This is a genomic window from Rhizobium sp. 05L429, assembly GCF_056397645.1.
Map to the genome: position 1 here is coordinate 318,829 of NZ_JBFTNV010000001.1, position 21,977 is coordinate 340,805.

The following is a 21,977-nucleotide window of genomic DNA, read 5'->3' on the forward strand; positions in this document are numbered from 1 at the left end:
AATAGGGAGAACGCCCATGGACACGCAAATGCTGATCGGTTCGCGCTTCGAGACCGGCACGGAAACGGAAGAGCACGTTCTGAACCCGAAGACGGGCGAGACGGTGCTGAACCTTCCCGAAGCCTCGCTCGGCCAGATCGATGCCGCCGTGGATGCCGCCGAAAAGGCCTTTGTCGCCTGGTCGCAGACGACACCCTCCGAGCGCTCCGCTTATCTCCTGAAGATAGCCGATGCCATTGAAAAGGATGCCCAGGGCTTTGCCACGCTCGAAGCGCTGAACTGCGGCAAACCAATCAATGCAGTGCTGAATGACGAAATCCCGGCCATTGTCGATTGTTACCGCTTTTTTGCCGGTGCGGTGCGCAATCTGCATGGACCGGTCGCCGGTGAATATCTTCCCGGCCATACGTCGATGATCCGCCGCGACCCGATCGGCATCGTCGGCTCAATCGCACCGTGGAACTACCCGCTGATGATGATGGCCTGGAAGCTGGCGCCGGCGATCGCCGGCGGCAACACGGTCGTCTTCAAGCCGTCCGAACAGACACCGCTGACGGCACTGAAGATGGCAAAGCTGATGTCTGATATCCTTCCCCAAGGCGTGGTTAATGTCATCCTTGGACGCGGTGAGAGCGTCGGCAACGCGCTGATCAACCATCCGAAAATCAATATGGTGTCGATCACCGGCGACATCGCGACCGGCAAGAAAGTGCTTCAGGCAGCCGCCAAGACCGTCAAGCGCACCCATCTGGAACTTGGCGGCAAGGCCCCGGTTATCGTCTTCGACGACGCCGATATCGATGCCGTCGTCGCCGGCATCCGCACCTTCGGTTATTACAATGCCGGTCAGGACTGCACCGCCGCCTGCCGCATCTACGCCGATGCGAAGGTTTACGACAATTTCGTCGCCGACCTGACCTCCGCCGTCTCCAGCATTCGCTTCAATCAGGCCGACGACACCGAGAACGAAATCGGTCCGCTGATCTCCAAGCGCCAGCGCGATCGGGTCGAAAGCTTCGTCACCCGCGCCGCCGAACACAAGCACATGGAGATCACCACCGGTGGCAAGATCTCGGGCGACAGGGGCTTCTTCTTCACGCCGACGGTCGTTGCTGGCGCCACGCAGGAAGATGAAATCGTCCGTCGCGAAGTCTTCGGGCCTGTCGTCTCGGTCACCCGCTTTACCGATGTCGAAGATGCAGTGACCTGGGCGAACGACAGCGATTACGGCCTCGCCTCTTCCGTCTGGACGAAGGATATCGGCCGCGGCATGAAGACCGCTGCCCGCCTTCAGTATGGCTGCACCTGGATCAACACGCATTTCATGTTGGTCAACGAAATGCCGCATGGCGGCCTGAAACAATCAGGCTATGGCAAGGACATGTCTGTCTACGCCCTGGAAGACTATACGGCTGTCCGCCATGTGATGATCAATCACGGATAGTTGAACAAAAGCGTCTTGATCTCTTTCAAAAGTCACTGTCGCCGTCAGTGACTTTTGTCACTTTGTCATAATACAACTGCAGATACTGTTTCTAAACGCGGAATTGCGCGCTCACTCCATAGGGCGCTCCGCGATAAGTGTGATTCTTCATCGAATCAAAGAAATCGGTTGGGCATTACTTATTCATGGCGACGCGCATCGATATCTCCGAGCTCGAAGCAGCCCTGGACGGATTGCTGGAATCCGCACTGGTGCCTGCGAGCTGGGAGCGCACTCTGGAGCAGATCAGTCAGGCCACTGGTTCGGTAGGAACGCATATCATGCCGGTCCGAGGGAAATTCCCCTTCGGCTTCCTGAGCACGCCGAATTTGCTGGACGCTTTCCAGGTCTATTTTTCCGAAGAATGGTACAAACGCGATTTTCGTGAGCGTGGCCTTGCGGTTGCGATGACCAAGGGCGTCATTATCGAACACGACATCGCCAGCGAGGAAGAATTCAAGCACCACAGCTTCTATACCGAATTCCTGGCCCGCTTCGGCTTTCGCTATTCCGCCATGGTGGGCTTCACCGCAGGCGATGCGATGCTGAGCCTCAATCTGCAGCGCCGGATTGAAGACCAGCCTTTCGATCGAGACGACGAGCGATTGCTCATAAAAATGCAGTCGAGACTGACCGCCGCAGCCGAAATCATCCGCGCTCTCGATGTCGCCAAGATCGATAGCATGAGCGAGGCCTTCGAGCTGACCGGCACCGCGGTCATCTTCTTCGACCGGGCTGGGCGCATCACCCGACTGAACCAGCAGGCGGAGAAACTGATCGACGGAAACATCCGTATTCTGGATCGGGAACTCGTTGCCATCAGCCAGGAAGAAACCGGGCTCCTGCGCCGCCACCTGCAGGCGGTTCTTTCGAAAGAGTCTTTCGCCAATCCGGTGGTTTCCACACCCGTCCTGTTTTCGCGTTCGGGAAAGGCGCCGCTGGTGATCCGCGCCCAACGGCTGAACGGAGTGCCGGCCGAACTCTTCTCGCATTCCGCCGCCGTCGCCATCATCACGGATCTTTCCGAGCGCGCCAGCCCAAGCCGAGATCTGCTGCGACAGCTATTCGCACTTACCCCTCAGGAAACGACGGTCGCCCGACTGCTCATGGAAGGTTCGTCGCCGCGCCAGATCGCCGAAATATCCGGACTGACCTATGAGACGACGCGCGGCTACGTGAAAAAGGTTCTCGCCAAAACTGGCACGCAACGCCAGTCCCAGCTCATCTCGCTGCTCTCAAGCTTGAAAATGTAGGTCGGTTTTAGGCCTGGCCACAGAGCGCAAGCAGTTCTGTGCCGCCTCGATATCGATGACGTCCCTTGAAACAGTCAAACGCCTTCGAAAAGCGGTTACCGGCCAAAGCAGTACGACTTTAAGGAACGGCGTTCCATTTTAACGATCTGGAACAAAATCAGCTTTAGCGCGTCTTCTTCCAGCAATCGCAGAGGAAGATAGCCATGTTAAAATGGGCTCTGATATTTCTGGTAATTTCGATCATCGCCGGCTTTTTCGGCTTCTCCGGTATTTCCGCGGCGACCGCGACGATCGCCCGCGTACTCTTCGGCATATTCCTCGTCGTTTTCCTGATTTTCCTTATCCTGGCCTTGATGGCCGGACAGGCGATCTTCTAGCGGCTGGCCCGAGGGCGGGGCTAGCGGCCGCACGTTCGCTAGAGCACCGCTCTGAGCCAGGGATGCAACCCCTTCGTCTGCCGTTTTACCAGATTGTCGATCGACAGCCATCCCGCGCCGGAGACCGCCAGGACGAACATGCCGCCAGCGATTGCCAGATCCTTCTCGAAATGCAGCAGCTCGTTCTGGCTGGCGAAGTTGGTGTGAAACAGAAAGGCCGTCGCAAGGCAGAACAGCCCCAGCGCCGCCGCGCCGAGCCGGGTGAGCAAACCGGCAGCAATGGAAAGGCCGGCGCCGATCTGCAGGGCGATGACGCCAAATGTCACCACTGGAGGCAGGCCGAGCTCAGCAAATGTAGCGAGCGTTGCGGTCATATCTGTCGCGAGTGACGATCCCTCATGCAGGAAAATCAGGGATAGCAGAAGCCTCCCCAGAAGAAGAATGAGATCGGCCAGCCGAGACCAGCCTGCAGCGTTTTCCATCGTACTCTCCTCTTGAAAGAAAGCAGGCGGTAGTGCCGCCTGCTCTTGCCGTTCATGACCGGTCAGTTGCTGCCCTTCGCAGCAATCGCTGTCTGCAGGTCTTTAAGCTCCTCGCAGCCTGCAGGGCAAAGCTGCTTGAGCACGGATACCTGCTCCTCGGCCTTCGCCACGTCGCCGGTCTCGACATAGAGTTCGCCGAGATATTCACGTGCCGCCTTATGATCGGGCTGAAGCTCCAGCGCCTTGGTATAATAGGTCAGCGACATCCGGTAATCGCCGGTCTTGCGCAGGGTGAAACCCATCAGATTATAAACATCTGCCTGCTGATTATCTTCGGCAAGATCGCGAAGCTCCGCGAGCGCACCGGCATAGTCCTTGGCGTCGATCTTGGCGCGCACCGACGTGAGGTCGGGTGCGTCAATCGATTCCATGTTGTCGACGGCGAAGGCTGGAAATGCGGTGACCGCGGAAACACCGGCGGAAATGGCGCAGAACCAGATAAATCCGAGAATGGCATATTTCATCATCGTAAGCTCCTGTCAGCCTTTCAGGCCTGGATTGTGGGAGTGAAGGCATAGGCGCTTCCGTCCTTGACGAAGGTGCCCGAGCCGGGAAATGGGAAATGCGAGCCGCAGATCGCGATATTGTCGGCGATCACGCGATCGATGAGGCGGCGGCGCGTGTCGATGGCCGTCGGCCCATCCTGGTCATAGCTGCCCTGCCATTCGGGATGCGGGGCGAGCAGCGCCGGCACGTACATGATATCGGCGGAGATGAGCAGTTGCTTGTTACCCGAGGTGACGAGGTAGGTTGAATGGCCGGGTGTATGGCCTGGTGATGAAAGCAACCTTATGCCCGGTGCAACCTCGGCTCCGTCATCCACCAGCTTCCAATTCTTCCATTTCGGGAAGACGGCGGCGATGCGCTTGCCGGCCGGCTTGCGCCCCTCTGCAAGCTTCTCGACACGGCCGGGCTCCGTCCACCAGTTATATTCGACGGCGTTGACGATGAGTTCGGCATTCGGGAAGACAGGATTGTTCGTTCCCTTTTCCATCAGCCCCCAGACATGGTCCGGATGGAAATGCGAGATCATGACCGTATCGATCTTCGTGTAGTCGATACCGGCCGCTGCCATATTCGCCGGCAGGTGCGTGGCATTCTCCTGCCACTGACCGACACCGGAACCGGCATCCATCATGATCAGGCGATTGCCGACCTTCAGGACGACCACCGTCAGCGGGATCGGCATGAATTCGGTCGTAAGCCCCGCCTTGGAAAGCGCTTCCTTGGTGTCCTCGATCGAGGCGTTCTTGATGAAGGTTGGATCATGCGGCTTCTTCCAGATGCCGTCATAGATCGCCGTCACCTCGATATCGCCGACCTTGTATTTGTAGAAGCCAATCGTCGGCTCCAGCGGTGTCGCGGCAAATGCCGGCATTACGAATTCGAGCTTCGATGACAGGCCGAATGCAGCCGCAGCAGCAGCCGATCCCAGCACGGCGCGACGTGACATGGTGAACATGAATATGCCTCCTCTTGTTGATGGCATTTTCGAACGGCGAAGACTGCGATTACTCGGATGCCCTCGCTGACGAACTAGATCGCCGACAGCGCGCTGTTATTCCCAGCTCGAATACGATTTTCGGCAAACCATTGGAAATGTGTGCTTATTTTCTCGAAATGCGTCTTTCGCCCCGGCTGCTTGCAAATAAATCGGCATTATCTGGAATAAAATCGCGCGCCGAGCGGTCTAGACTGCAAGGGACTATTGTGACCACGGGTCTCACGTCCCAATCGGCTGCTATTGAGGCAGGGAGGATGATGACAAACGTTCAGATCACCTATCCCGTCGGATCGAACGACTGGATGCTGCTCGTCAGGCAAGTGCCGCGGGCACGCATTCGAACATCGGCGCTGGCGACGCTTTTCGCCGGCGCCGCGCGGCTGTTCCATCTCATGGTCTCGGAGAAATCCGTCAGCGAACGGGTCGCTTCGACGGCCGACAAGGCCGCGCAGCATGAATTCATGCAGCGCTTTCAGCATGTGATGGTTCCGCACCTGGATGCGGCCTATAATTTTGCCCGCTTCCTCAGCCGTGACGCCGAAGCCTCCAGGGATATCGTCCAGGAAGCATTCCTGCGCGCCTATCGCAATTTCGAAACCTATCGCGGCGGCGATCCGCGTTCCTGGCTTTTTGCTATCGTCAGGAACTGCTGCCACGTCTGGCGCCAGCAGGATCGCCGCAAGGCACGTTTCGAGCGCCATCTGGACGATAACGGCAGCACCGATCCCGACGAGGATGAAGGCTATCAGATCGCATCTGAAGAGGATTCTCCCGAGACGACGATGATCCGGCGCAGCGAACAGCAGCGTGTGCGCGCCGTCATCAGCAGGCTTCCGGAAACGATGCGGGAGATTCTTGTTCTGCGCGAGCTCGAAGATCTCTCCTACCGGCAGATCGCTGACATCATCGACGCGCCGATCGGCACCGTGATGTCGCGCCTTGCGAGAGCCCGGCGCGAATTTGCCGACACCTGGGATGCAGGCAACAAGAGCGAGACGGCAGGATGAGCGAAACCCAATCGAAAGGTTGCCCCGAATGGCACATCAGGCTGCACGGTTTTATCGATGGCGAACTTGATTCCGTCCACGCAGCACAGTTCGAGGATCATCTCGCAACCTGCGAAAACTGCCGGGCGGAGATAGAAAGGGTCGGTGCAGTGAGGAAGATCGTTGATCAGGATGGCGTGCGGTGGAAACCGCCTGAGGCCCTGCGTTCGCAAGTGCTGTCCATGCTGTCCTTCGAACAGGCCGCGACAACTTCCGGCCTGCCGACGCAACACCAGCCGCCTCTCTGGCGCCGTACCTTGGACTTCATCCGGCATTGGAGCTTCGTGCCATCTCTGGCGGTGTTGGCGGCGAGCGGCTTCCTGTTCGTCAACGCACCGTCACAGACCCTGCTTCTGCAGGATGAGATCATGGCAAGTCATGTCCGCTCCATGATGGCTGATCATCTGACCGACGTCCTGACCTCGGATCAACATACGGTAAAGCCTTGGTTCAACGGCAAGATCGACTTTTCGCCGCCTGTCAGCGATCTCGCCAAGGACGGCTTCCCGCTGGTCGGCGGGCGCGTCGATTATGTCGGTGGCCGCACTGTCGCCGCCCTCGTCTATAGGCGCCACGGCCACATCATCAACCTGTTCATCTGGCCTGCGGCTTCCGTGGCCCGGACGACGACCGAGCATGACGGCTACAACATGGCGCAATGGTCGGATGGCGGACTGATGTTCTGGGCGATCTCGGATGTCGCTTCAGGCGATCTCGCCGAGTTCGAGAGCTTCTTCCGTTCTGCGGCAAGGCTTTAAAGCAGGCTTGCCCCGACATTGATCGCAAGTGCCAGAATGGTGGTGTTGAACAGGAAGGACAGAAGCGCATGCAGCAGGGTGAGCTTGCGCATTGACGTCGAGGTTACAGCAACATCGGCCGTCTGCGCCGCCACGCCGATCGTGAAGGAGAAATAGAGGAAGTCCCAATAGGCGGGCTCCTCTATGCCGTCAGGGAATTTTAGCCCGTCACCCTTGTCCGGTCCGCCATAAAAATAGTGGGCATAATGAATCGTGAAGAGCGTGTGCAGGAAAAACCAGGAGATCATGATGGTCAAGATTGCCGCAGCCGCGCGCCAGAGCGCGATATTGGCGGGCGCATCCTTGATCGAATGAAGCTCGATCCCAATCCCGGCAATGCTTGCAAGAGCAGCCGCAATCGACAGGAAAAGCAGGAACGTGTCGGAAAAATCGAGATCCGCGGATCTTTTGCGGATGCTCTCGACGGTGGCCCGCAGCATTTTTCGCCAGCTAAGTCCGATGAAAATGATCGCTGAGGCGTTCCAGCCGAACAGGATATTGCTGGCGCTGACCTCTCGCGACGTCAGCAGCAGAAAGACGATGAAACCGCCGAGCACCGCAAGAATGAAGCTTGCATGCTTGTAGCCAAGCGAGATCAGCGAATTTCCGTCATCCTCGTCAGCCACCGTGATCCTCCCGCCTCTATGCCCTTGATATCAACATGAAAAAGGCGCGGATGCCAGCGGCACCCGCGCCTTTCGTCAAACAATGGCTTGGGCGGCCTCAGGCGGCAGCGAGCTGCAGTTCCTTGCGGACCTGGCTGCGCAGCGTGCCGAGATCCTTTGCGAATGCCCTGATACCTTCAGCGAGCTTTTCAGTCGCCATGGCATCTTCGTTCATCATCCAGCGGAAGGTCTTTTCATCGACCGAGATCTTCGGAGCCGGCTTGACCGGTTCCGGCAACAGCTTGCGCTCGAGCTTGCCCTGGTCGTTGGACAGCTCATCGAGCAGGTTCGGAGCAATCGTCAGACGATCGCAACCGGCCAGCGCTTCGATTTCACCCGTGTTGCGGAAGGATGCACCCATGACAACCGTCTTGATGCCGTTTGCCTTGTAATAGTTGTAGATGTCACGAACGGACAGGACGCCCGGATCTTCCTCGGCAGTGAAATCCTTGCCGGTCGACTTCTTGTACCAGTCGAGGATACGGCCGACGAATGGCGAGATCAGGAATACGCCGGCATCGGCGCAAGCAATCGCCTGGGCCTTCGAGAAGAGCAGCGTCAGATTGCAGTCGATACCTTCCTTCTGCAGGACTTCCGCTGCGCGAATGCCTTCCCAGGTGGAAGCGAGCTTGATGAGGATGCGATCCTTCTCGATTCCGCGCTCCTTGTAGGCAGCGATGATGCTGCGTGCCTTCTTCAGCGAAGCTTCGGTATCGAAGGACAGATCGGCGTCGACTTCGGTCGAAACACGGCCGGGAACGAGCTTGACGAGTGCAGCACCTACGGAGATGGCAAGGCGGTCGGCAACGGCTGCCGCCGCAGCATCGGCATCGCCGCCGAGCTTCTTGCCCCAGGCAATCGCTTCCTTCATGTCGTCGGCGAACATGTCGGTGCCGAGCGCCTTGAGAACGATGGACGGATTGGTCGTGCAATCGACCGGCTTCAGACGGGCGACAGCCTGGATATCGCCGGTGTCGGCGACGACGGTTGTGATCTCGCGGAGTTGGTCAAGCTTGGATGTCATGGTCAAAATCCTTTTGAACTTGGGCTGCGAACCGGCGCGAGTTCCGCCCGGCAAAGAGGTGATCTAAGATCAGGTGATTTGCATTTTGCAGGCGAAAAGACGCTCGTCCGTCACGGATGAGTCATAAACGTGAGAGACATTGGCGGTGTTCCCAGCGGCGATGTTCCAAGCGCCGGAAAACGACAAGCGCATCACAAGCGATGCCGCTTGCGGCTGAAAGGCCGATCGTGACTTTCCGCATGCCCGCACATTGTCCTCCTCGGACGGACAAGAACGATGTTATCGACCATGACTATCGCCGCTCTCGCAACGAAAAGTCAAGGACATTTGTGCATTTCAATTGACATAAGTGTCACACCCGGCATTATCGCCGGAACAAAGCCGATGTCGCAATCTTATGCCATCGATGGCAAAGATCTAGGGCGAAATCGGTGCGGGAGGAGATGTGGTCAAGCTGAAACGCGGCACGCATACTGCCTATTCCGAAGCCTCGTCTCTCAGGCTGCGGGCCGCATGGCTTTATTACAATGAGGGCCTGACCCAGAAAGACGTTGCCGAACAACTCGGCATCAGCCGCACCACCGTCATCCGCCTTCTCGACGAGGCGATGAAGCGCAGCGAAGTGCAGATCTGGATCAACGATTCGATCGGCGACTGCATCGAGCTTTCAGTGAAGCTCGAGAGAGCCTATGGGTTGGACGAAGCGATCGTCGTGCCGGAGCCAGCCAATTGCGATGTGAACTCGCTGGCAAAGAATGTCGGTCTGGCGCTCGGCCAATTCCTGTCGGAAGCCATTCCGGACGATTACACGATCGGCGTCGGCTGGGGCCGCACCATGACGGCTTCTCTCGCAAGCTTCCGGCCGCCACGACGCGACAATTGCAAGATCGTCTCCCTGCTCGGTGGCATCGTCGCAGTCCACCAGACAAACCCTATCGACTACACTTGGCGACTGGCAAACCAGCTCGGCGCCGAGTGCTACATGTTCCTCGCCCCGTTGCTCGTCGATTCGACGGAAACCAAGCGCAACCTCGTCGAAAAATGCGGGCTCGATACGATCTATCGACTGGCGGAAAACCTCGATCTGGCGATCGTCAGCTGCGGCGATATCGGCCCGCATTCGACGTCTCTGTCCGAGGGGTGGATATCGAAGGCCGAACTGCAGCAGCTGATCGACGCTGGCTGCGTTTGCGACACCATGTTCAACTTTCTGGATAAGGACGGCAATTCCGTCGATCACTCGATCAATCAGCGGGTGATGTCGGTGGATCTCGATACGCTGAAGGAAGCGAAACACATCGTATTGTCCTCCGGCGGCGCGCATCGTGCCGTCGCGATCCGCGCAACGATCAAGCGCATCGGCTGTAATACGCTGATCACCGACGAGAGCGCGGCAAAGGCATTGCTGGAACTCGTCGAAGCCGCCTGACGGCTTCGACTGATCCAAACCGCTCAGGCGTGTGCCGATTCCCAGCCAAGCATGGCCCGCTTGCGGGTCAGCCCCCAATGGTAACCGGTTAATGCTCCGTTCTTGCCGAGCGCGCGGTGGCAGGGCACGACGAAGGAAATCGGGTTGGCTCCGACTGCCGCACCAACAGCGCGCATCGCAGTCGGCCGGCCGATGTCCTTGGCAATATCGCTGTAGGTCACGGCTTTGCCGAAGGGGATTTTCAGAAGGCTTTGCCAGACGCTGACCTGGAAATCCGTTCCGATCAGGACAACCCGCAACGGCTGGTCCGACGTCCAACGTCCCGGCTGGAAGATACGTTCGGCATAGGGCACCGTCGCTTGACGGTCCTCCACATATTCCGCATTCGGCCAGCGGCAGGTCATATCTTCAAGACAAGCCGTCTCATCGCCGGAATCGCTGAAGGCGAGGCCCGCAAGGCCGCGGTCCGTCACCATGACGAGAGCCGTGCCGAAGGGGCAATTATGGAACCCGTAACGGATCGTCAGCCCGCCGCCTTTCGCCTTCCATTCGCCCGGAGACATTGCCTCATGGGTCACGAAAAGATCGTGCAGGCGGCTGGGGCCGGACAGGCCGACCTCGATGGAGGTTTCGAGCAGCGGCATCTCTTCCGTGCGCAGCAACCGCTTGGCATGGTCTAGCGTGACGGCCTGCAGGAAGGCCTTGGGAGAGAGGCCGGCCCAACGGGTGAAGGTCTTCTGGAGTTGCGTTGGCGACTGATTCAGCCGCGCGGCAATCACTTCCAGCGAGGGTTGGTCGCGATATTCCTCGCTGATGAATTCGATGACCTGACGGACGGTGTCGTAGTCAGGGCCATCGGGGGTGATATCTGTATCGAGCTTCGCGATCATGTTCATCGTTTTTCTCCTTTATAAAGGAGATAATCAAGGGCGGCCAGCCAAACCACCCGTTTCTTGCGGTATCTCAAATACGCTGCTTTACTGTTGCCAGTGCGGCCTTGAAGGCCTTCGCGAAGCTTTCGCGATCGTCGGGATTGAGGAAGGAGCCGATATCGGTGCGTTTGCCCTCCCCGAAAATATGCATGGAGAGAATGCCGATCTCCTGATGTCGGCGCACGAGAAAGCGCGTCCAGAACGGATTGAAGTGGTGCTCGATCATGCGGCCCGAGGGGGAGAACTTGCGCACCGCAACATCCATGCGCGAAACCGTTACCTCTTCCCGCACCCTGCCGGACCGGTAGTTCAGCCAGAAGGCACCGTATAGCAGCAGGAAATCCAGCCCGAAGAAGAAGCCGATCGGCCAGGCGCCGGTGACGATGAAGAACATGCCGTATATCAAGCAGATGGCACCGGAAATGCCGAGCAGCACCTTGAAACCTTTCCGACCGAGCGAACGGTAGGGAAAGAGTTCGGCTGCGAAAACAGGCTGCTCGTTGCGGCTGTCGGCGTTGCTTTCCATCATGGCCGCCGAGTATAGATTTTCCATGGCGAATCCGAAACTCAAATCCATTACCAAACCGTCGCAAAACCCGAATGTGATCGCCCGCCGCAAGCCGGCGGTGTCGGTCAAGACGGCCTATTCGCTGGCCGAGCGCGCCGAGATCTTCCGCCGTTTCTCCGTCCAGCGGCCGGAGCCGCGCGGTGAACTGGAACACAGCAATCCCTTCACGCTCGTTGTGGCGGTGGCCCTCTCCGCTCAGGCGACAGATGCCGGCGTCAACAAGGCGACCCGCGCACTCTTCAAGATCGCGGATACGCCGCAGAAAATGCTCGATCTCGGCGAGGAGAAAGTCCGCGAGTACATCAAGACGATCGGCCTTTATCGCAACAAGGCGAGGAACGTCATTGCACTCTCGCAGATGCTGGTCGATGAGTTCGGCGGCAAGGTGCCGGAGACACGCGAGGAGTTGGTTCGCCTGCCGGGCGTCGGCCGCAAGACCGCCAACGTCGTACTATCGATGGCCTTCGGCCAGGCAACGATGGCGGTGGACACACACATCTTCCGCATCGCCAATCGCATCAGGCTCGCACCCGGAAAGACGCCCGACGAGGTGGAAGAGCGGCTGATGAAGGTTGTTCCGAAGCACTACCTCTATCATGCCCATCACTGGCTCATCCTGCATGGCCGCTACACCTGCAAGGCCCGGCGCCCGGAATGCGAACACTGCGTGATTGCCGATATCTGCAAGTCGCCTGAGAAGAGCAGCGATATCCCGGCACCGCTGGTGGAGCTACCGCCGCAGGTGATCGGCGAGGCCGTCGAGTAGGGCAGCAATCGCCCTCTCATAATCTTCACGCCTGCCGCCCGCTTCGATGGCGATCACGGCCCGGTCGAAGGCGGCTGACAGCAGAGCCGTCAATGGTGCGAGTAGAGCACCGGCCTGCGGGAGCAGGGTTTCGAGCCCGTCCCGCAATGCGGCTTCTGCATTCTCGGCGTCGATCTGCGTGGCTGCCGGCAGGCCAATGACCGCCGGCGCCTCGAACAGAAGCAGCCGCGTCCGGCCTGCCACTGCCATCGCATCGAAATAGGCTGCCGCACCTGCAAGCAGCGCCGCACGTGGTTCCGTTTCCGGCTTAGCCCGCCTTTCGATCTCTTCGGCGACATCAGCCGCCTCCCTTTCGATCACCGCCCGGAAGAGCGCCTTCTTGTCTTCGAAGTGATGGTAGAGCGCACCGCGCGTCATACCCGCCGCTGCGACGATGTCCGGCGTCGCCGTCTCCGCATATCCCTTCTCGATGAAAAGTCGGCGCGCGGCGTCCATCAGGGTCTGCCTGGTCTGCTCGGTTCTCTCACGATTGCTACGGCTCATGCATCCTATTTACATACAATCTGCTTGTATGTTAAATACAAAAACATACAAACTGTATGTAAAATCTGGAGGAGAAAAAAATGAAATCGACGAGCTTTTATCCCGTCATCATGACGGGTGACGTTGCCGGCACGGCGGCCTTCTACTGCCACCATTTCCGTTTCCAGCCGCTCTTCGAAAGCGATTGGTATGTCCACCTGCAATCGACGGAGGATGAACATGTGACCCTCGCCGTACTCGACGGTAGCCACGAAACCATTCCGGCCGCCAGCCGCGGTAAGATTTCCGGCCTCCTCCTGAATTTCGAAGTCGAGGATGTGGATATGATCTATGCGGCCTGCAAGCAGGCAGGCCTACCGATCCTGCGCGAGATCCGCGACGAGGATTTCGGTCAGCGGCATTTCATCACCGCCGATCCCAACGGCGTGCTGATCGATATCATCAAGCCGATCCCGCCAAGCGCCGAATATGCGGCAATGTACGATGCAACTGCACTTTCCGCTTGAAGCAATTCAAGCAAGACTGGTCAGCGTTTTGCACCCGCAATTGCGTGAAACTAGGCGCGAAAATCAGGATCGCGTGCCGAAACCAGCTTATGCAGATGCACCATCATGCCCGCAGCAAAGAGCGGCGTGAGCAGGTTGACGATCGGGATCGCCAGAAAAAGCGCGATTACCAGACCACCGAGGAAAACGGTCGAACCATGTTTGGTGCGAAACAGCCGCGCCTCAGGCGGTGAACGGAAGCGCATGGCGGCAAACTCGAAGAACTCTCGCCCAAGCAGGTAGCCGTTCACGAGGAAGAAGGCCACGAGATTGACGCCAGGAATGAAGAGCAGGAAAAGCGCGATGATATTTCCGATGATGACGACGCCGAGGAATTTGAGCGAGCTTGCCATCGCCGGGCCAAGTGGCATGGCCTTGCCTGACGCGTCCTTGGGATAATCCCGTTTCTCGATCACCTCGGCGACATCGTCGAGAAAGAGGCCGGCAATCAGCGCCGTAACAGGCGAAAGCAGCAGCGCCAGCCCGAGCGCAAGGCCGATACCGGCAGCGATCAGGAAAACGAAGCTGAGCCAGCCGGCCCAATCAGGCATCTCGGGAAAGAACCCGGCCACCCACGGAAATAAAAAAGTGATGAACAGGCCGCGCAGCGCAAACCACAAGCCGGTCAGCACCAGCACCGTCAATCCCAGAACTTTCCAGAAAACTGACCGGGTCTCAGGCGCAAACAGGTTGGCAAGCGAAAGGCGAGCAGCGTCAAGGATCATTCTCTGGCGTCTCCGTTACGCAGCGTCATGTAGGAAACCTGCGTCCTGCCGGCAAGTCAGTTGAAAATTACATGCATGAATAGAAAACTTGTCGAAAATTATCTGCTAATATATAGTTCGCAATGTTCGATATACGTGTGGGCCTAAGAAGAGCTTCCGGACAATATTAAGAACAGGGATTCGGCTCCTGAATCCACGGAAAGCCTCTGAGGATATGGGGGAGGCTGCGACGTGGAAGACTTTGTAGAGAAGCTTAGGCAATACGTGAAGTCCGGCACGCCCGCCGAACGACGCATCGCGAAATATTTCACGGAACACCTGAACGACCTGCCGTTCGAAACGGCCGCGTCGGTTGCCGACCGACTTGATCTTTCGCCGATGACGGTCGGCCGTTTCCTCCGTGCGCTCGGCTATCAGGGGCTGGACAGCGTCAAGGTGGAGATCCGCGAAACGGCAACGACCTCTCCTGTCCAGTTCCAAAGCTCGATGACGGAGTTGCAGACGGATGCATCGGAGGGCAAGGCACTCGCCGTTCTCGTGGCCGAACAGATACAGGCGCTGCATCACATCTACCATCTGACCGCGCAGCCGCATTGGGGCGAAGCCGTCGCGATGATCGGTGCCGCCAGAGAGGTCTACGTCGCCACCCATGCCAGACTTGCCGGCTTCTCCAATCATTTCTGCCAGCGGCTGACCCAGGCCCGCGACGGCGTGCGTGCGATCGACGGCGCCGGTAACCGCTTCGCAGAGCTTTTCGCCCGTTCCTTCGTCGACGACGCGGTGCTCATCATCATCGATTGCCGGCGCTTCGCCAGGTCACGGCTGCTTGCGCGGACTGCCCGGCGCTACGGCTACAAAGTGATCCTGATCTCCGCTCAGCATGCGGACTGGCTTCCTGAACAGTCGAACGTCGTTCTTGCGTTGCCGCCTGCCCGCGCGCCTGACATGGATAACCTGCCGCCGCTGATCGCCTTGCTCGACTGTCTGTCAGAGGCGGTCATTTTGGGCGCCGGCGAGGAGGCGAGCCAGCGCCGCCGACGGATGGTGGAATTTGCGACTATCCTTGGCGAAGCGGCAAACCGCTGAACTATCCCAAGGCTTCCAGCTCTGCCCGATGACGATACATGGCAAGGAAGCGGCGATAATCGCGGTCGTAAACCGCCTGCTTGTTCCTGTCGGGAAGCCGCTCCGTCCCGCCCGGATACATCGCCTTGCCCGCCGCCGCCAAATCCCTGTGTAAGCCGCAGGCAACTGATGCAGCGATCGCTGTACCGAGCAGTACCGCTTCGTTCATGTCAGGCACGATGACCTTGCAGCCCGTCACATCCGAATAGAGCTCCATCAGAACGGGGTTCTTCACATGCCCGCCGGCCACATGCAGCGTATCCGGCACGTAGCCGTGATCTTTCATCTTTTCGAGGATGTGGCGGATGCCGAGTGCAATCCCGACCGCGGTCCGCCAATAGAGCGCGCAGAGCCCGTCGAAGGACGTATCGAGCGTCAGCCCGCTGACGACGCCGACAGCGTGCGGATCGGCAAGTGGCGACCGGTTGCCATGAAAATCAGGAAGGACGAAAATGCGTGCGCCGAAGGCGTCACCTTCCTGGATTCTAAGTTCAGCGATGCGGGCAACAATTCGCTGATGCAGCGCCGCGGTCGGCTCACCACCGGCCGCATGCATGCGCACGATATGATCGAGCAGCGCACCGGCTGCCGATTGGCCGGCCTCGACGAGCCATGATTGCGGAAACACCGCCTCGTAGTAAGGCCCCCACATTCCCTGGCTCGGCTTTCGCTCGGGGGAAAAAGCGACGACGCAGCTCGACGTCCCGGCAATCAGCGCAAGCTGATGTTCGAGTTTCGCCGGATCGCCTGCATGGCCGCTGAGCGTGCCGAGCGCACCGGCATAGGCATCGATCATTCCGGCCGAGACATGGCAATCGGTGGTCAGGCCCAAGGCTTCGGCAGCCTGGGGCGTCAGCTTACCGATGCTCTTGCCGACTGCCACCGTCTCATCCGGCAGGTGGCCACGCGCCAGTAGATCCTCGAGACCGATCCGCTGCAGGAAATCCTGCCGCCAGCCTTTTTCCTTATGGGCAAGATAGTTCCACTTGGCTGTCAGCGTGCAGCGGGACCGGGCCAGCGAACCGGTCGCCTTCCAGGTCAGGAAGTCGGCGAGATCAAAGAAATAGCCGGCCTTCGCCCAGGTCGCCGGCAGCTTATTCTTGAGCCACATCAGCTTCGGCATTTCCATTTCCGGCGACATGACATTGCCGGAATGTTCGAGCACCTCATGCTTCGTCGCCGTACAGAAATCAGCTTCCTTCAGCGCCCGGTGATCGAGCCAGACGATCGTGTCGAAACGTGTCTCGCCGCCGGTGGAAACGCTGATCTGTCTGCCTTCGGTATCGCGCACCACAAGCGAACAGGTGGCATCGAAGCCGATCGCGCCAACAGCAGCCGCCTCAATACCGGACCGACCCATCGCTGCGCGCACCGCAATGCAGATGGCCGCCCAGATATCCTCGGAATCATGCTCGGCATGGTTCTCGCGCGGTCGATTCATGATGATCGGATGTTCGGCCTTGGCAAGCAGGTGGCCACGCGTGTCAAAGACACCGGCGCGTGCGCTGCCCGTGCCGATATCCACCGCAACCAAATGATCACGCATCAATGCTGAGTCCCGTCCGGCTTTTGTTTGCGGACAAGGTGTATCAATTCCGGCATGGCGTCAAACACCGCTTCGGGCGAAAGACGGTCGAGTTCTTCCCGATATCCGGCGAAGTTGGCATGCGAGCCGCCGGTAAAGGCAAAGACCGTCATGCCCGCTGCTTTTGCTGCGGCAATGCCCGCCGGACTATCCTCGATGACGATGCAGTCGCGCGGCTCGACTTGCATCTTGCTGGCTGCGTAAAGGAAGAGATCGGGAGCCGGCTTGCCGCGTTTGACCATGCTGGCGCTGAAGATATTCGGCAGTTTGGGCAGGAGCCCGGTAACCGAAAGCGAAAGTCTGATCCGCTCGACCTGGCTGGACGAGGCAACGCAGCAGGGAACGCCGAGCGCATCGATCGCATCACCGATACCGGGAATAGGTTTCAGTTCCGTGCGGAAGCGGGCATAAAGATTGATGCGGATGCCTTCGAGGAATTCCTCGCCCGCATGCACGTTGAACTCGGTCTCCAATATGTCGATGAGGGTTGCGAGGCTGCGGCCGAGGAAGCGCTCATAGGCTTCATCCTCGGTGATCGTCACCCCGAGATCGGCCATCGCCTTGACGAGAACGCTGATCGAAATCGGCTCGCTATCGACGAGCACGCCGTCGCAATCGAAGATGATCAGCCGTGGTTCAGCATCAGCCATGGAAGACCCAACCTGAGTTCAGTTCGGACGCAACGGTCCTGCCTTGTCCGCAAGGCCGGGATGGCGGCAGAAACGCCGCCATCGAGATTCCTTACACCGCGAGCTTGCCGTCGAGATAGAGCTGGAGGGTTTCCTTCGTGCCCTTTTCCCACAAGGTTTTGAGCGCATGGGCGAAACGTTTGCGGAAAACGTCTGATTTCGCTGCTTCGCCGAAAATATCGTCGAAGGCGAGGAAGGCTGCCGGATCATCCTTTGCCTTTACCGCCGCCTCATGCAGACGCTCGGCGCTGGCATCGTTGAAGACGATCTCCTTGCCGCTGTCGCTCGTGCCGGCGAAGTAACGGCACCAGAGCGCCGAGACGAGCGCGAGGCCTACGACATCCTTGCCCTGGCGCAGATTGTCGAGGGTCGACGGCAGGATGAATTTCGGCTGACGGTTGGAGCCGTCCTGCGCCAGCCGCGGGATCGTATCGGCGATCTTGGGATTGAGGAAGCGACGCTCGATCAGCTTGAAATAATCCTGCAGCGACGTATCCGGTACCGGCGGTATGATCGGAATGATTTCGTCATTCTCGAGCTTGGCGAGGAAGGCGCGGATCAGGTCGTTTTCCATCGCCTCATGCACGAAATGAATGTCCATCAGCGCGGCAGGATAGGCGATCGCCGCATGGCCGCCGTTGAGGATGCGGATCTTCATGTGCTCATAAGGCGTGACATCTGGCACGAAGGTGACGCCCACCTTTTCGAGCGCCGGGCGGCCCATCGGAAACTTGTCTTCCAGCACCCACTGCTTGAACTCTTCGCAATAGACCGGCCAGTTATCCTCGATATCGAAATTATCCTTGAGAAAATCGATCTCGCGTTGGCTGGTCGCCGGCGTGATACGGTCCACCATGCCGTTCGGGAAGGAGACATTGGCCTTGATCCAGTCGGCAAAGGCTGGATCGGAGAGCTTCGCCGTGCCGACGACGGCGTTGGCAGTCACGACGCCGTTGTGGGGAATGTTGTCGCAGGACATGACGGTGAAGGGCTCGATGCCCTTGTCCTTGCGCACCTTCAGGCCGGCAACGATCAGACCGAAGACCGTCTTCGGCGTCGCCGGGTTCTGGCCATCAGCGGCAATCGCCGGGTGCGCCGGATTGAACTTGCCCGAGGCATCGATGAAATAGCCGCCTTCGGTGATCGTCATCGAGACGATGCGAATAGTTGGATCGGCGAGCTTGGCGATGATAACAGCGGGTTCACCGACCGGCAGGATATCGATCATCGGCCCGGTCACGCGTGCGGCCGTCCTATTGTTGTCCTGCTCGACGACGGTCGTCAGGAAATCCTGAGCAGCGAGCTTGTCGCGCATAGCAGCATCCGAAGGCAGAACGCCGGCCCCGATGATGGCCCAGTGATGGTCGCTACCGGCATTGAAGAGATCGTCGAGATAGATCGCCTGATGGGCGCGATGGAAATTACCGACGCCGAAGTGCACGATGCCGGCTTTCAGCGACGCCCGGTCGTAAGCCGGAATGGCCGCGGTCTTTGCCGCCTCGGCGAGCGTTGCCAGCGATAATTTGCACGTCATGTTTCAGTCCTCTTGAAGGTCTTGCGAAAGGACTTCCGCCCTCCCGGTAGCGCGGTCCGGACGAAATCGCCCGATCCGCATGTCTGCCCCCAGCCGGTAGCAGCCTCAGATGGCGAGGCCGCCCTCGTTGAATTTATGGATACGCGTCTTGTCCGGCGTCAGGTAGACGATATCGCCGGCTTTGGCTGCAAAGTCGCCATTGCTGCGCGCCGTCGCCATGCCGATACCCTCGACATCGACGTGCAGGAATGTGTCGGAGCCCAGATGCTCGGCAACCGTGACCCTGCCCTTCCAGTCACCGCTTTCGGTCGACAGCAGCACGTGTTCGGGACGGATACCGATTGTGTGCGCATTGAGCTGCGCCGCATTCTGCCCTTTGATGAAATTCATTTTAGGTGAGCCGATGAAGCCGGCGACGAAGAGGTTTCGCGGGCTGCGATAGAGCTCCAGCGGCGAGCCGACCTGCTCGATATTGCCCCTATTCAGAACCACGATCTTGTCGGCCATGGTCATGGCTTCCACCTGGTCGTGGGTAACGTAGACCATCGTCGTTTTCAGCTGCTGGTGCAGCTCGCTGATTTCGATACGCATGTTGACGCGCAGCGCCGCATCGAGGTTCGACAGTGGCTCGTCGAAGAGGAAGGCCGACGGCTGGCGCACGATGGCGCGGCCGATCGCGACGCGTTGGCGCTGGCCGCCCGAGAGCTGGCGCGGCTTGCGATCCAGATAGTCGCCGAGGTTCAGCACGCGCGCCGCATCGGTCACCTTGCGGTCGATCTCGGCCTTGTCCATGCCCGCCATCTTCAGCGGGAAGGCGATGTTGTTGCGCACGCTCATATGCGGATAGAGCGCATAGGACTGGAAGACCATCGCCAGACCGCGTTCGGACGGCGCCTTCTCGGTCGCGTCCTTGCCGTCGATGACGATCTTGCCGCCAGAGACATCCTCGAGCCCAGCGATCAGGCGCAGCAAGGTGGACTTGCCGCAGCCGGAGGGACCGACGAAGACGACGAATTCGCCGTCCCTGATGTCGAGATCGATCGAAGGGATGACCTTGGCTTCGCCGAAGACCTTCGAAACCTTTTGAAGGGTAATGCTGCCCATGTTTCTCTCCCTATGATCTTATTTCACCGCGCCGAAGGTCAGGCCGCGGACGAGTTGTTTCTGGCTGAACCAGCCGAGGATGAGGATCGGCGCGATCGCCATGGTCGAAGCCGCCGAAAGCTTGGCATAGAACAGGCCTTCCGGGCTCGAATAGGAAGCGATGAAGGCTGTCAGCGGCGCCGCCTTGGAGGCCGTCAGGTTCAGCGTCCAGAAGGCTTCGTTCCAGGCGAGGATGATATTGAGCAGCAGGGTCGAGGCAATGCCCGGCACGGCCATCGGCGTCAGCACGTAGACGATTTCCTTGACGAGCGAGGCTCCGTCCATGCGTGCGGCTTCCAGGATTTCGCCGGGGATTTCCTTGAAGTAGGTATAGAGCATCCAGACGATGATCGGCAGGTTGATCAGCGTCAGCACGATCACAAGCCCGGTGCGTGTATCGAGCAGGCCGAAATTGCGGAATAACAGGTATATCGGGATGAGAGCGCCGACCGGCGGCATCATTTTGGTCGACAGCATCCACATCAGCACATCCTTCGTCCGCTTGGTCGGCGCAAAGGCCATGGCCCAGGCGGCCGGGATGGCGATGATGAGGCCGATCAGCGTCGAGCCGAAGGAGATCACCACCGAATTCATGAAGTGGGTAAGATAGTCGGACCGGCTCTGCACTTCAGCATAGTTCTCGGTCGTCCAGTGGAAGAACAGGAACTGCGGCGGCGAAGCGATGGCATCCGCCTCCGACTTGAAGCTTGTGAGGAAGGTCCAGAGGATCGGGAAGAAGATCAGGATGCCGAGCGACCAGGCGATCGCGGTCATGATGACCTTGCGTTGGGTGGTGACCTTTCTAGCCATCTCAAGCCTCCAGATTCTTGCCGACGAGGCGGACGAGGAAGATCGCAACGATATTGGCAAGCACGACCGCCACGATACCGCCCGCCGAAGCCCCGCCGATATCGAACTGCAGCAGCGCCTGGGAATAGACGAGAAAGGTGAGGTTGGTGCTCTGCGTGCCCGGGCCGCCGTTGGTGGTGACCAGGATTTCGGCGAAGACCGACAGCAGGAAGATCGTCTGGATCAGGATTACCACGGTAATGGCACGGGCCATATGCGGCAGGATGATGTAGATGAACTTCGAAATCGGCCCGGCGCCGTCCATCTCGGAGGCTTCCTTCTGCTCTTCGTCAAGCGATTGAAGCGCGGTGAGCATGATGAGCGTGGCAAAGGGAAGCCACTGCCAGGCAACGATCAGGATGACCGAGAAAAGCGGCACGCTGGCCAGCCAGTCGATCGGCTGCAGGCCGACAGCCTTCGCCATGTAGGCGAAGAGACCGTTGACCGGGTTCATGAACATGTTTTTCCAGACGAGCGCGGCCACTGTCGGCATGACGAAGAAGGGCGCAATGACCAGGATGCGTACAATGCCCTGGCCGTAAATCGGCTGATCGAGCAGGAGTGCAAAGAGAATGCCGCCGACAACGGTGATGACAAGCACACCGGCAACCAGCACCAGCGTATTGATGAGCGCGGCGAAAAAGGCCGGGTCGGTAAGGAAGTATTCGTAGTTTAAGAGACCGACGAAACTCTCCATGCCCGGGTTGAGCAGATTGTAGTTAAGCAGGGAGAAGTAAATCGTCATCGCGAGCGGGACGATCATCCACGCAAAGAGCAGCACCACGGAGGGTGCAATCATCAGGCGTGCTGCGGAGCGAGTGTGAAACGTTGCCATGGCAAATCACCGGTCTGA

At 58.9% G+C, this 21,977-nt stretch carries 24 protein-coding genes; 9 read left to right on the forward strand and 15 right to left on the reverse strand.

Annotated elements, in window-relative coordinates; all coding sequences use genetic code 11:
- The first annotated feature begins 16 nt into the window (after window positions 1–16).
- The 3 genes from AC1DNW_RS01525 (at window position 17) to AC1DNW_RS01535 (ending at window position 3,113) form a co-directional block, all read left to right on the forward strand.
- On the forward strand, window positions 17–1,444 hold the full coding sequence (locus AC1DNW_RS01525; protein WP_113310379.1) for a gamma-aminobutyraldehyde dehydrogenase: 1,428 nt from the start codon (window positions 17–19) through the stop codon (window positions 1,442–1,444).
- Between the two features lie 185 nt (window positions 1,445–1,629).
- Window positions 1,630–2,736 (forward strand): LuxR C-terminal-related transcriptional regulator, encoded by a 1,107-nt coding sequence (locus AC1DNW_RS01530; protein ID WP_113310380.1) that lies wholly within the window; start codon window positions 1,630–1,632, stop codon window positions 2,734–2,736.
- A gap of 203 nt (window positions 2,737–2,939) precedes the next feature.
- Complete coding sequence (locus AC1DNW_RS01535) at window positions 2,940–3,113, forward strand: DUF1328 domain-containing protein (protein WP_113295964.1); 174 nt, start codon at window positions 2,940–2,942, stop codon at window positions 3,111–3,113.
- Between the two features lie 38 nt (window positions 3,114–3,151).
- Here the strand turns inward: AC1DNW_RS01535 and AC1DNW_RS01540 are convergent, their stop codons facing one another.
- The 3 genes from AC1DNW_RS01540 to AC1DNW_RS01550 form a co-directional block, all read right to left on the reverse strand.
- Window positions 3,152–3,595: a DoxX family protein gene (locus AC1DNW_RS01540; protein WP_113310381.1), complete on the reverse strand. Its 444-nt coding sequence runs from the start codon at window positions 3,593–3,595 to the stop codon at window positions 3,152–3,154.
- Window positions 3,596–3,657: 62 nt separating this feature from the next.
- On the reverse strand, window positions 3,658–4,122 hold the full coding sequence (locus AC1DNW_RS01545; protein ID WP_477832709.1) for a tetratricopeptide repeat protein: 465 nt from the start codon (window positions 4,120–4,122) through the stop codon (window positions 3,658–3,660).
- A 20-nt stretch (window positions 4,123–4,142) separates the two neighbouring features.
- Window positions 4,143–5,117 (reverse strand): MBL fold metallo-hydrolase, encoded by a 975-nt coding sequence (locus tag AC1DNW_RS01550; RefSeq protein WP_113310382.1) that lies wholly within the window; start codon window positions 5,115–5,117, stop codon window positions 4,143–4,145.
- Between the two features lie 296 nt (window positions 5,118–5,413).
- Here AC1DNW_RS01550 and AC1DNW_RS01555 point away from each other — a divergent pair, with 296 nt between their 5' ends.
- Both AC1DNW_RS01555 and AC1DNW_RS01560 read left to right on the forward strand, forming a co-directional pair.
- Window positions 5,414–6,166, forward strand: a complete 753-nt coding sequence (locus AC1DNW_RS01555; protein WP_113310383.1) for a sigma-70 family RNA polymerase sigma factor — start codon at window positions 5,414–5,416, stop codon at window positions 6,164–6,166.
- A complete protein-coding gene (locus AC1DNW_RS01560) occupies window positions 6,163–6,963 on the forward strand; it encodes an anti-sigma factor family protein (RefSeq protein WP_113310384.1) in 801 nt (266 codons plus the stop codon). Before AC1DNW_RS01555 ends, AC1DNW_RS01560 begins: the two co-directional genes overlap by 4 nt.
- On the opposite strand, the gene AC1DNW_RS01565 is transcribed toward AC1DNW_RS01560, so the two are convergent.
- The gene (locus AC1DNW_RS01565; RefSeq protein ID WP_113295959.1) at window positions 6,960–7,628 is read right to left on the reverse strand and encodes a DUF1345 domain-containing protein; all 669 of its coding nucleotides are present in this window, start codon (window positions 7,626–7,628) and stop codon (window positions 6,960–6,962) included. The two genes, AC1DNW_RS01560 and AC1DNW_RS01565, sit on opposite strands and share 4 nt — an antisense overlap.
- Before the next feature lie 97 nt (window positions 7,629–7,725).
- Window positions 7,726–8,691 carry a transaldolase gene (gene tal, locus AC1DNW_RS01570; protein WP_113310412.1) on the reverse strand — a complete coding sequence of 322 codons (966 nt, stop codon included), beginning with the start codon at window positions 8,689–8,691 and terminating at the stop codon, window positions 7,726–7,728.
- Window positions 8,692–9,136: 445 nt separating this feature from the next.
- On the opposite strand from tal, the gene AC1DNW_RS01575 reads away from it, so the two are divergent.
- Window positions 9,137–10,120, forward strand: coding sequence for a sugar-binding transcriptional regulator (locus tag AC1DNW_RS01575; protein ID WP_113310385.1), 984 nt, complete (start codon window positions 9,137–9,139; stop codon window positions 10,118–10,120).
- A 23-nt stretch (window positions 10,121–10,143) separates the two neighbouring features.
- Here the strand turns inward: AC1DNW_RS01575 and AC1DNW_RS01580 are convergent, their stop codons facing one another.
- Complete coding sequence (locus AC1DNW_RS01580) at window positions 10,144–11,016, reverse strand: bifunctional helix-turn-helix domain-containing protein/methylated-DNA--[protein]-cysteine S-methyltransferase (protein ID WP_113310386.1); 873 nt, start codon at window positions 11,014–11,016, stop codon at window positions 10,144–10,146.
- Between the two features lie 67 nt (window positions 11,017–11,083).
- A complete protein-coding gene (locus tag AC1DNW_RS01585; protein ID WP_113295955.1) occupies window positions 11,084–11,581 on the reverse strand; it encodes a DUF2244 domain-containing protein in 498 nt (165 codons plus the stop codon).
- 22 nt (window positions 11,582–11,603) lie between these two features.
- Between AC1DNW_RS01585 and nth the strand changes: the two genes are divergently transcribed.
- On the forward strand, window positions 11,604–12,386 hold the full coding sequence (gene nth / locus AC1DNW_RS01590; protein WP_113295954.1) for an endonuclease III: 783 nt from the start codon (window positions 11,604–11,606) through the stop codon (window positions 12,384–12,386).
- Here nth and AC1DNW_RS01595 read toward each other — a convergent pair.
- Window positions 12,351–12,929, reverse strand: a complete 579-nt coding sequence (locus AC1DNW_RS01595; protein ID WP_113310387.1) for a TetR/AcrR family transcriptional regulator — start codon at window positions 12,927–12,929, stop codon at window positions 12,351–12,353. The genes nth and AC1DNW_RS01595 overlap by 36 nt on opposite strands.
- A gap of 80 nt (window positions 12,930–13,009) precedes the next feature.
- On the opposite strand from AC1DNW_RS01595, the gene AC1DNW_RS01600 reads away from it, so the two are divergent.
- Window positions 13,010–13,435, forward strand: a complete 426-nt coding sequence (locus AC1DNW_RS01600) for a VOC family protein (RefSeq protein WP_113310388.1) — start codon at window positions 13,010–13,012, stop codon at window positions 13,433–13,435.
- 50 nt (window positions 13,436–13,485) lie between these two features.
- Here the strand turns inward: AC1DNW_RS01600 and AC1DNW_RS01605 are convergent, their stop codons facing one another.
- The gene (locus AC1DNW_RS01605; RefSeq protein WP_113310389.1) at window positions 13,486–14,199 is read right to left on the reverse strand and encodes a sulfate transporter family protein; all 714 of its coding nucleotides are present in this window, start codon (window positions 14,197–14,199) and stop codon (window positions 13,486–13,488) included.
- A 231-nt stretch (window positions 14,200–14,430) separates the two neighbouring features.
- Here AC1DNW_RS01605 and AC1DNW_RS01610 point away from each other — a divergent pair, with 231 nt between their 5' ends.
- Entirely contained in the window at window positions 14,431–15,285 is an 855-nt protein-coding gene (locus AC1DNW_RS01610) for a MurR/RpiR family transcriptional regulator (protein ID WP_113295950.1), read from the forward strand.
- Between the two features lies 1 nt (window position 15,286).
- Here the strand turns inward: AC1DNW_RS01610 and AC1DNW_RS01615 are convergent, their stop codons facing one another.
- From AC1DNW_RS01615 to AC1DNW_RS01640, 6 genes are all read right to left on the reverse strand, one after another.
- Entirely contained in the window at window positions 15,287–16,870 is a 1,584-nt protein-coding gene (locus AC1DNW_RS01615; protein ID WP_113310390.1) for an FGGY-family carbohydrate kinase, read from the reverse strand.
- Entirely contained in the window at window positions 16,870–17,559 is a 690-nt protein-coding gene (locus AC1DNW_RS01620) for an HAD family hydrolase (protein ID WP_113295948.1), read from the reverse strand. Before AC1DNW_RS01620 ends, AC1DNW_RS01615 begins: the two co-directional genes overlap by 1 nt.
- A gap of 91 nt (window positions 17,560–17,650) precedes the next feature.
- Window positions 17,651–19,132 carry a mannitol dehydrogenase family protein gene (locus AC1DNW_RS01625; protein WP_113310391.1) on the reverse strand — a complete coding sequence of 494 codons (1,482 nt, stop codon included), beginning with the start codon at window positions 19,130–19,132 and terminating at the stop codon, window positions 17,651–17,653.
- A gap of 105 nt (window positions 19,133–19,237) precedes the next feature.
- Window positions 19,238–20,236, reverse strand: a complete 999-nt coding sequence (locus AC1DNW_RS01630; RefSeq protein WP_113295946.1) for an ABC transporter ATP-binding protein — start codon at window positions 20,234–20,236, stop codon at window positions 19,238–19,240.
- Window positions 20,237–20,254: 18 nt separating this feature from the next.
- Window positions 20,255–21,085 carry a carbohydrate ABC transporter permease gene (locus AC1DNW_RS01635; protein ID WP_113295945.1) on the reverse strand — a complete coding sequence of 277 codons (831 nt, stop codon included), beginning with the start codon at window positions 21,083–21,085 and terminating at the stop codon, window positions 20,255–20,257.
- 1 nt (window position 21,086) lies between these two features.
- Window positions 21,087–21,959 (reverse strand): carbohydrate ABC transporter permease, encoded by an 873-nt coding sequence (locus AC1DNW_RS01640; protein WP_037103313.1) that lies wholly within the window; start codon window positions 21,957–21,959, stop codon window positions 21,087–21,089.
- Window positions 21,960–21,977 lie beyond the last annotated feature (18 nt).

Coding starts and splice junctions, on each gene's coding strand:
- AC1DNW_RS01525 (WP_113310379.1), top strand. CDS start 17: ATGGACACGCAAATGCTGATCGGTTCGCGCTTCGAGACCGGCACGGAA.
- AC1DNW_RS01530 (WP_113310380.1), top strand. CDS start 1,630: ATGGCGACGCGCATCGATATCTCCGAGCTCGAAGCAGCCCTGGACGGA.
- AC1DNW_RS01535 (WP_113295964.1), top strand. CDS start 2,940: ATGTTAAAATGGGCTCTGATATTTCTGGTAATTTCGATCATCGCCGGC.
- AC1DNW_RS01540 (WP_113310381.1), bottom strand. CDS start 3,595: ATGGAAAACGCTGCAGGCTGGTCTCGGCTGGCCGATCTCATTCTTCTT.
- AC1DNW_RS01545 (WP_477832709.1), bottom strand. CDS start 4,122: ATGATGAAATATGCCATTCTCGGATTTATCTGGTTCTGCGCCATTTCC.
- AC1DNW_RS01550 (WP_113310382.1), bottom strand. CDS start 5,117: ATGTTCACCATGTCACGTCGCGCCGTGCTGGGATCGGCTGCTGCTGCG.
- AC1DNW_RS01555 (WP_113310383.1), top strand. CDS start 5,414: ATGATGACAAACGTTCAGATCACCTATCCCGTCGGATCGAACGACTGG.
- AC1DNW_RS01560 (WP_113310384.1), top strand. CDS start 6,163: ATGAGCGAAACCCAATCGAAAGGTTGCCCCGAATGGCACATCAGGCTG.
- tal (WP_113310412.1), bottom strand. CDS start 8,691: ATGACATCCAAGCTTGACCAACTCCGCGAGATCACAACCGTCGTCGCC.
- AC1DNW_RS01580 (WP_113310386.1), bottom strand. CDS start 11,016: ATGAACATGATCGCGAAGCTCGATACAGATATCACCCCCGATGGCCCT.
- AC1DNW_RS01585 (WP_113295955.1), bottom strand. CDS start 11,581: ATGATGGAAAGCAACGCCGACAGCCGCAACGAGCAGCCTGTTTTCGCA.
- nth (WP_113295954.1), top strand. CDS start 11,604: ATGGCGAATCCGAAACTCAAATCCATTACCAAACCGTCGCAAAACCCG.
- AC1DNW_RS01595 (WP_113310387.1), bottom strand. CDS start 12,929: ATGAGCCGTAGCAATCGTGAGAGAACCGAGCAGACCAGGCAGACCCTG.
- AC1DNW_RS01600 (WP_113310388.1), top strand. CDS start 13,010: ATGAAATCGACGAGCTTTTATCCCGTCATCATGACGGGTGACGTTGCC.
- AC1DNW_RS01605 (WP_113310389.1), bottom strand. CDS start 14,199: ATGATCCTTGACGCTGCTCGCCTTTCGCTTGCCAACCTGTTTGCGCCT.
- AC1DNW_RS01615 (WP_113310390.1), bottom strand. CDS start 16,870: ATGCGTGATCATTTGGTTGCGGTGGATATCGGCACGGGCAGCGCACGC.
- AC1DNW_RS01620 (WP_113295948.1), bottom strand. CDS start 17,559: ATGGCTGATGCTGAACCACGGCTGATCATCTTCGATTGCGACGGCGTG.
- AC1DNW_RS01625 (WP_113310391.1), bottom strand. CDS start 19,132: ATGACGTGCAAATTATCGCTGGCAACGCTCGCCGAGGCGGCAAAGACC.
- AC1DNW_RS01630 (WP_113295946.1), bottom strand. CDS start 20,236: ATGGGCAGCATTACCCTTCAAAAGGTTTCGAAGGTCTTCGGCGAAGCC.
- AC1DNW_RS01635 (WP_113295945.1), bottom strand. CDS start 21,085: ATGGCTAGAAAGGTCACCACCCAACGCAAGGTCATCATGACCGCGATC.
- AC1DNW_RS01640 (WP_037103313.1), bottom strand. CDS start 21,959: ATGGCAACGTTTCACACTCGCTCCGCAGCACGCCTGATGATTGCACCC.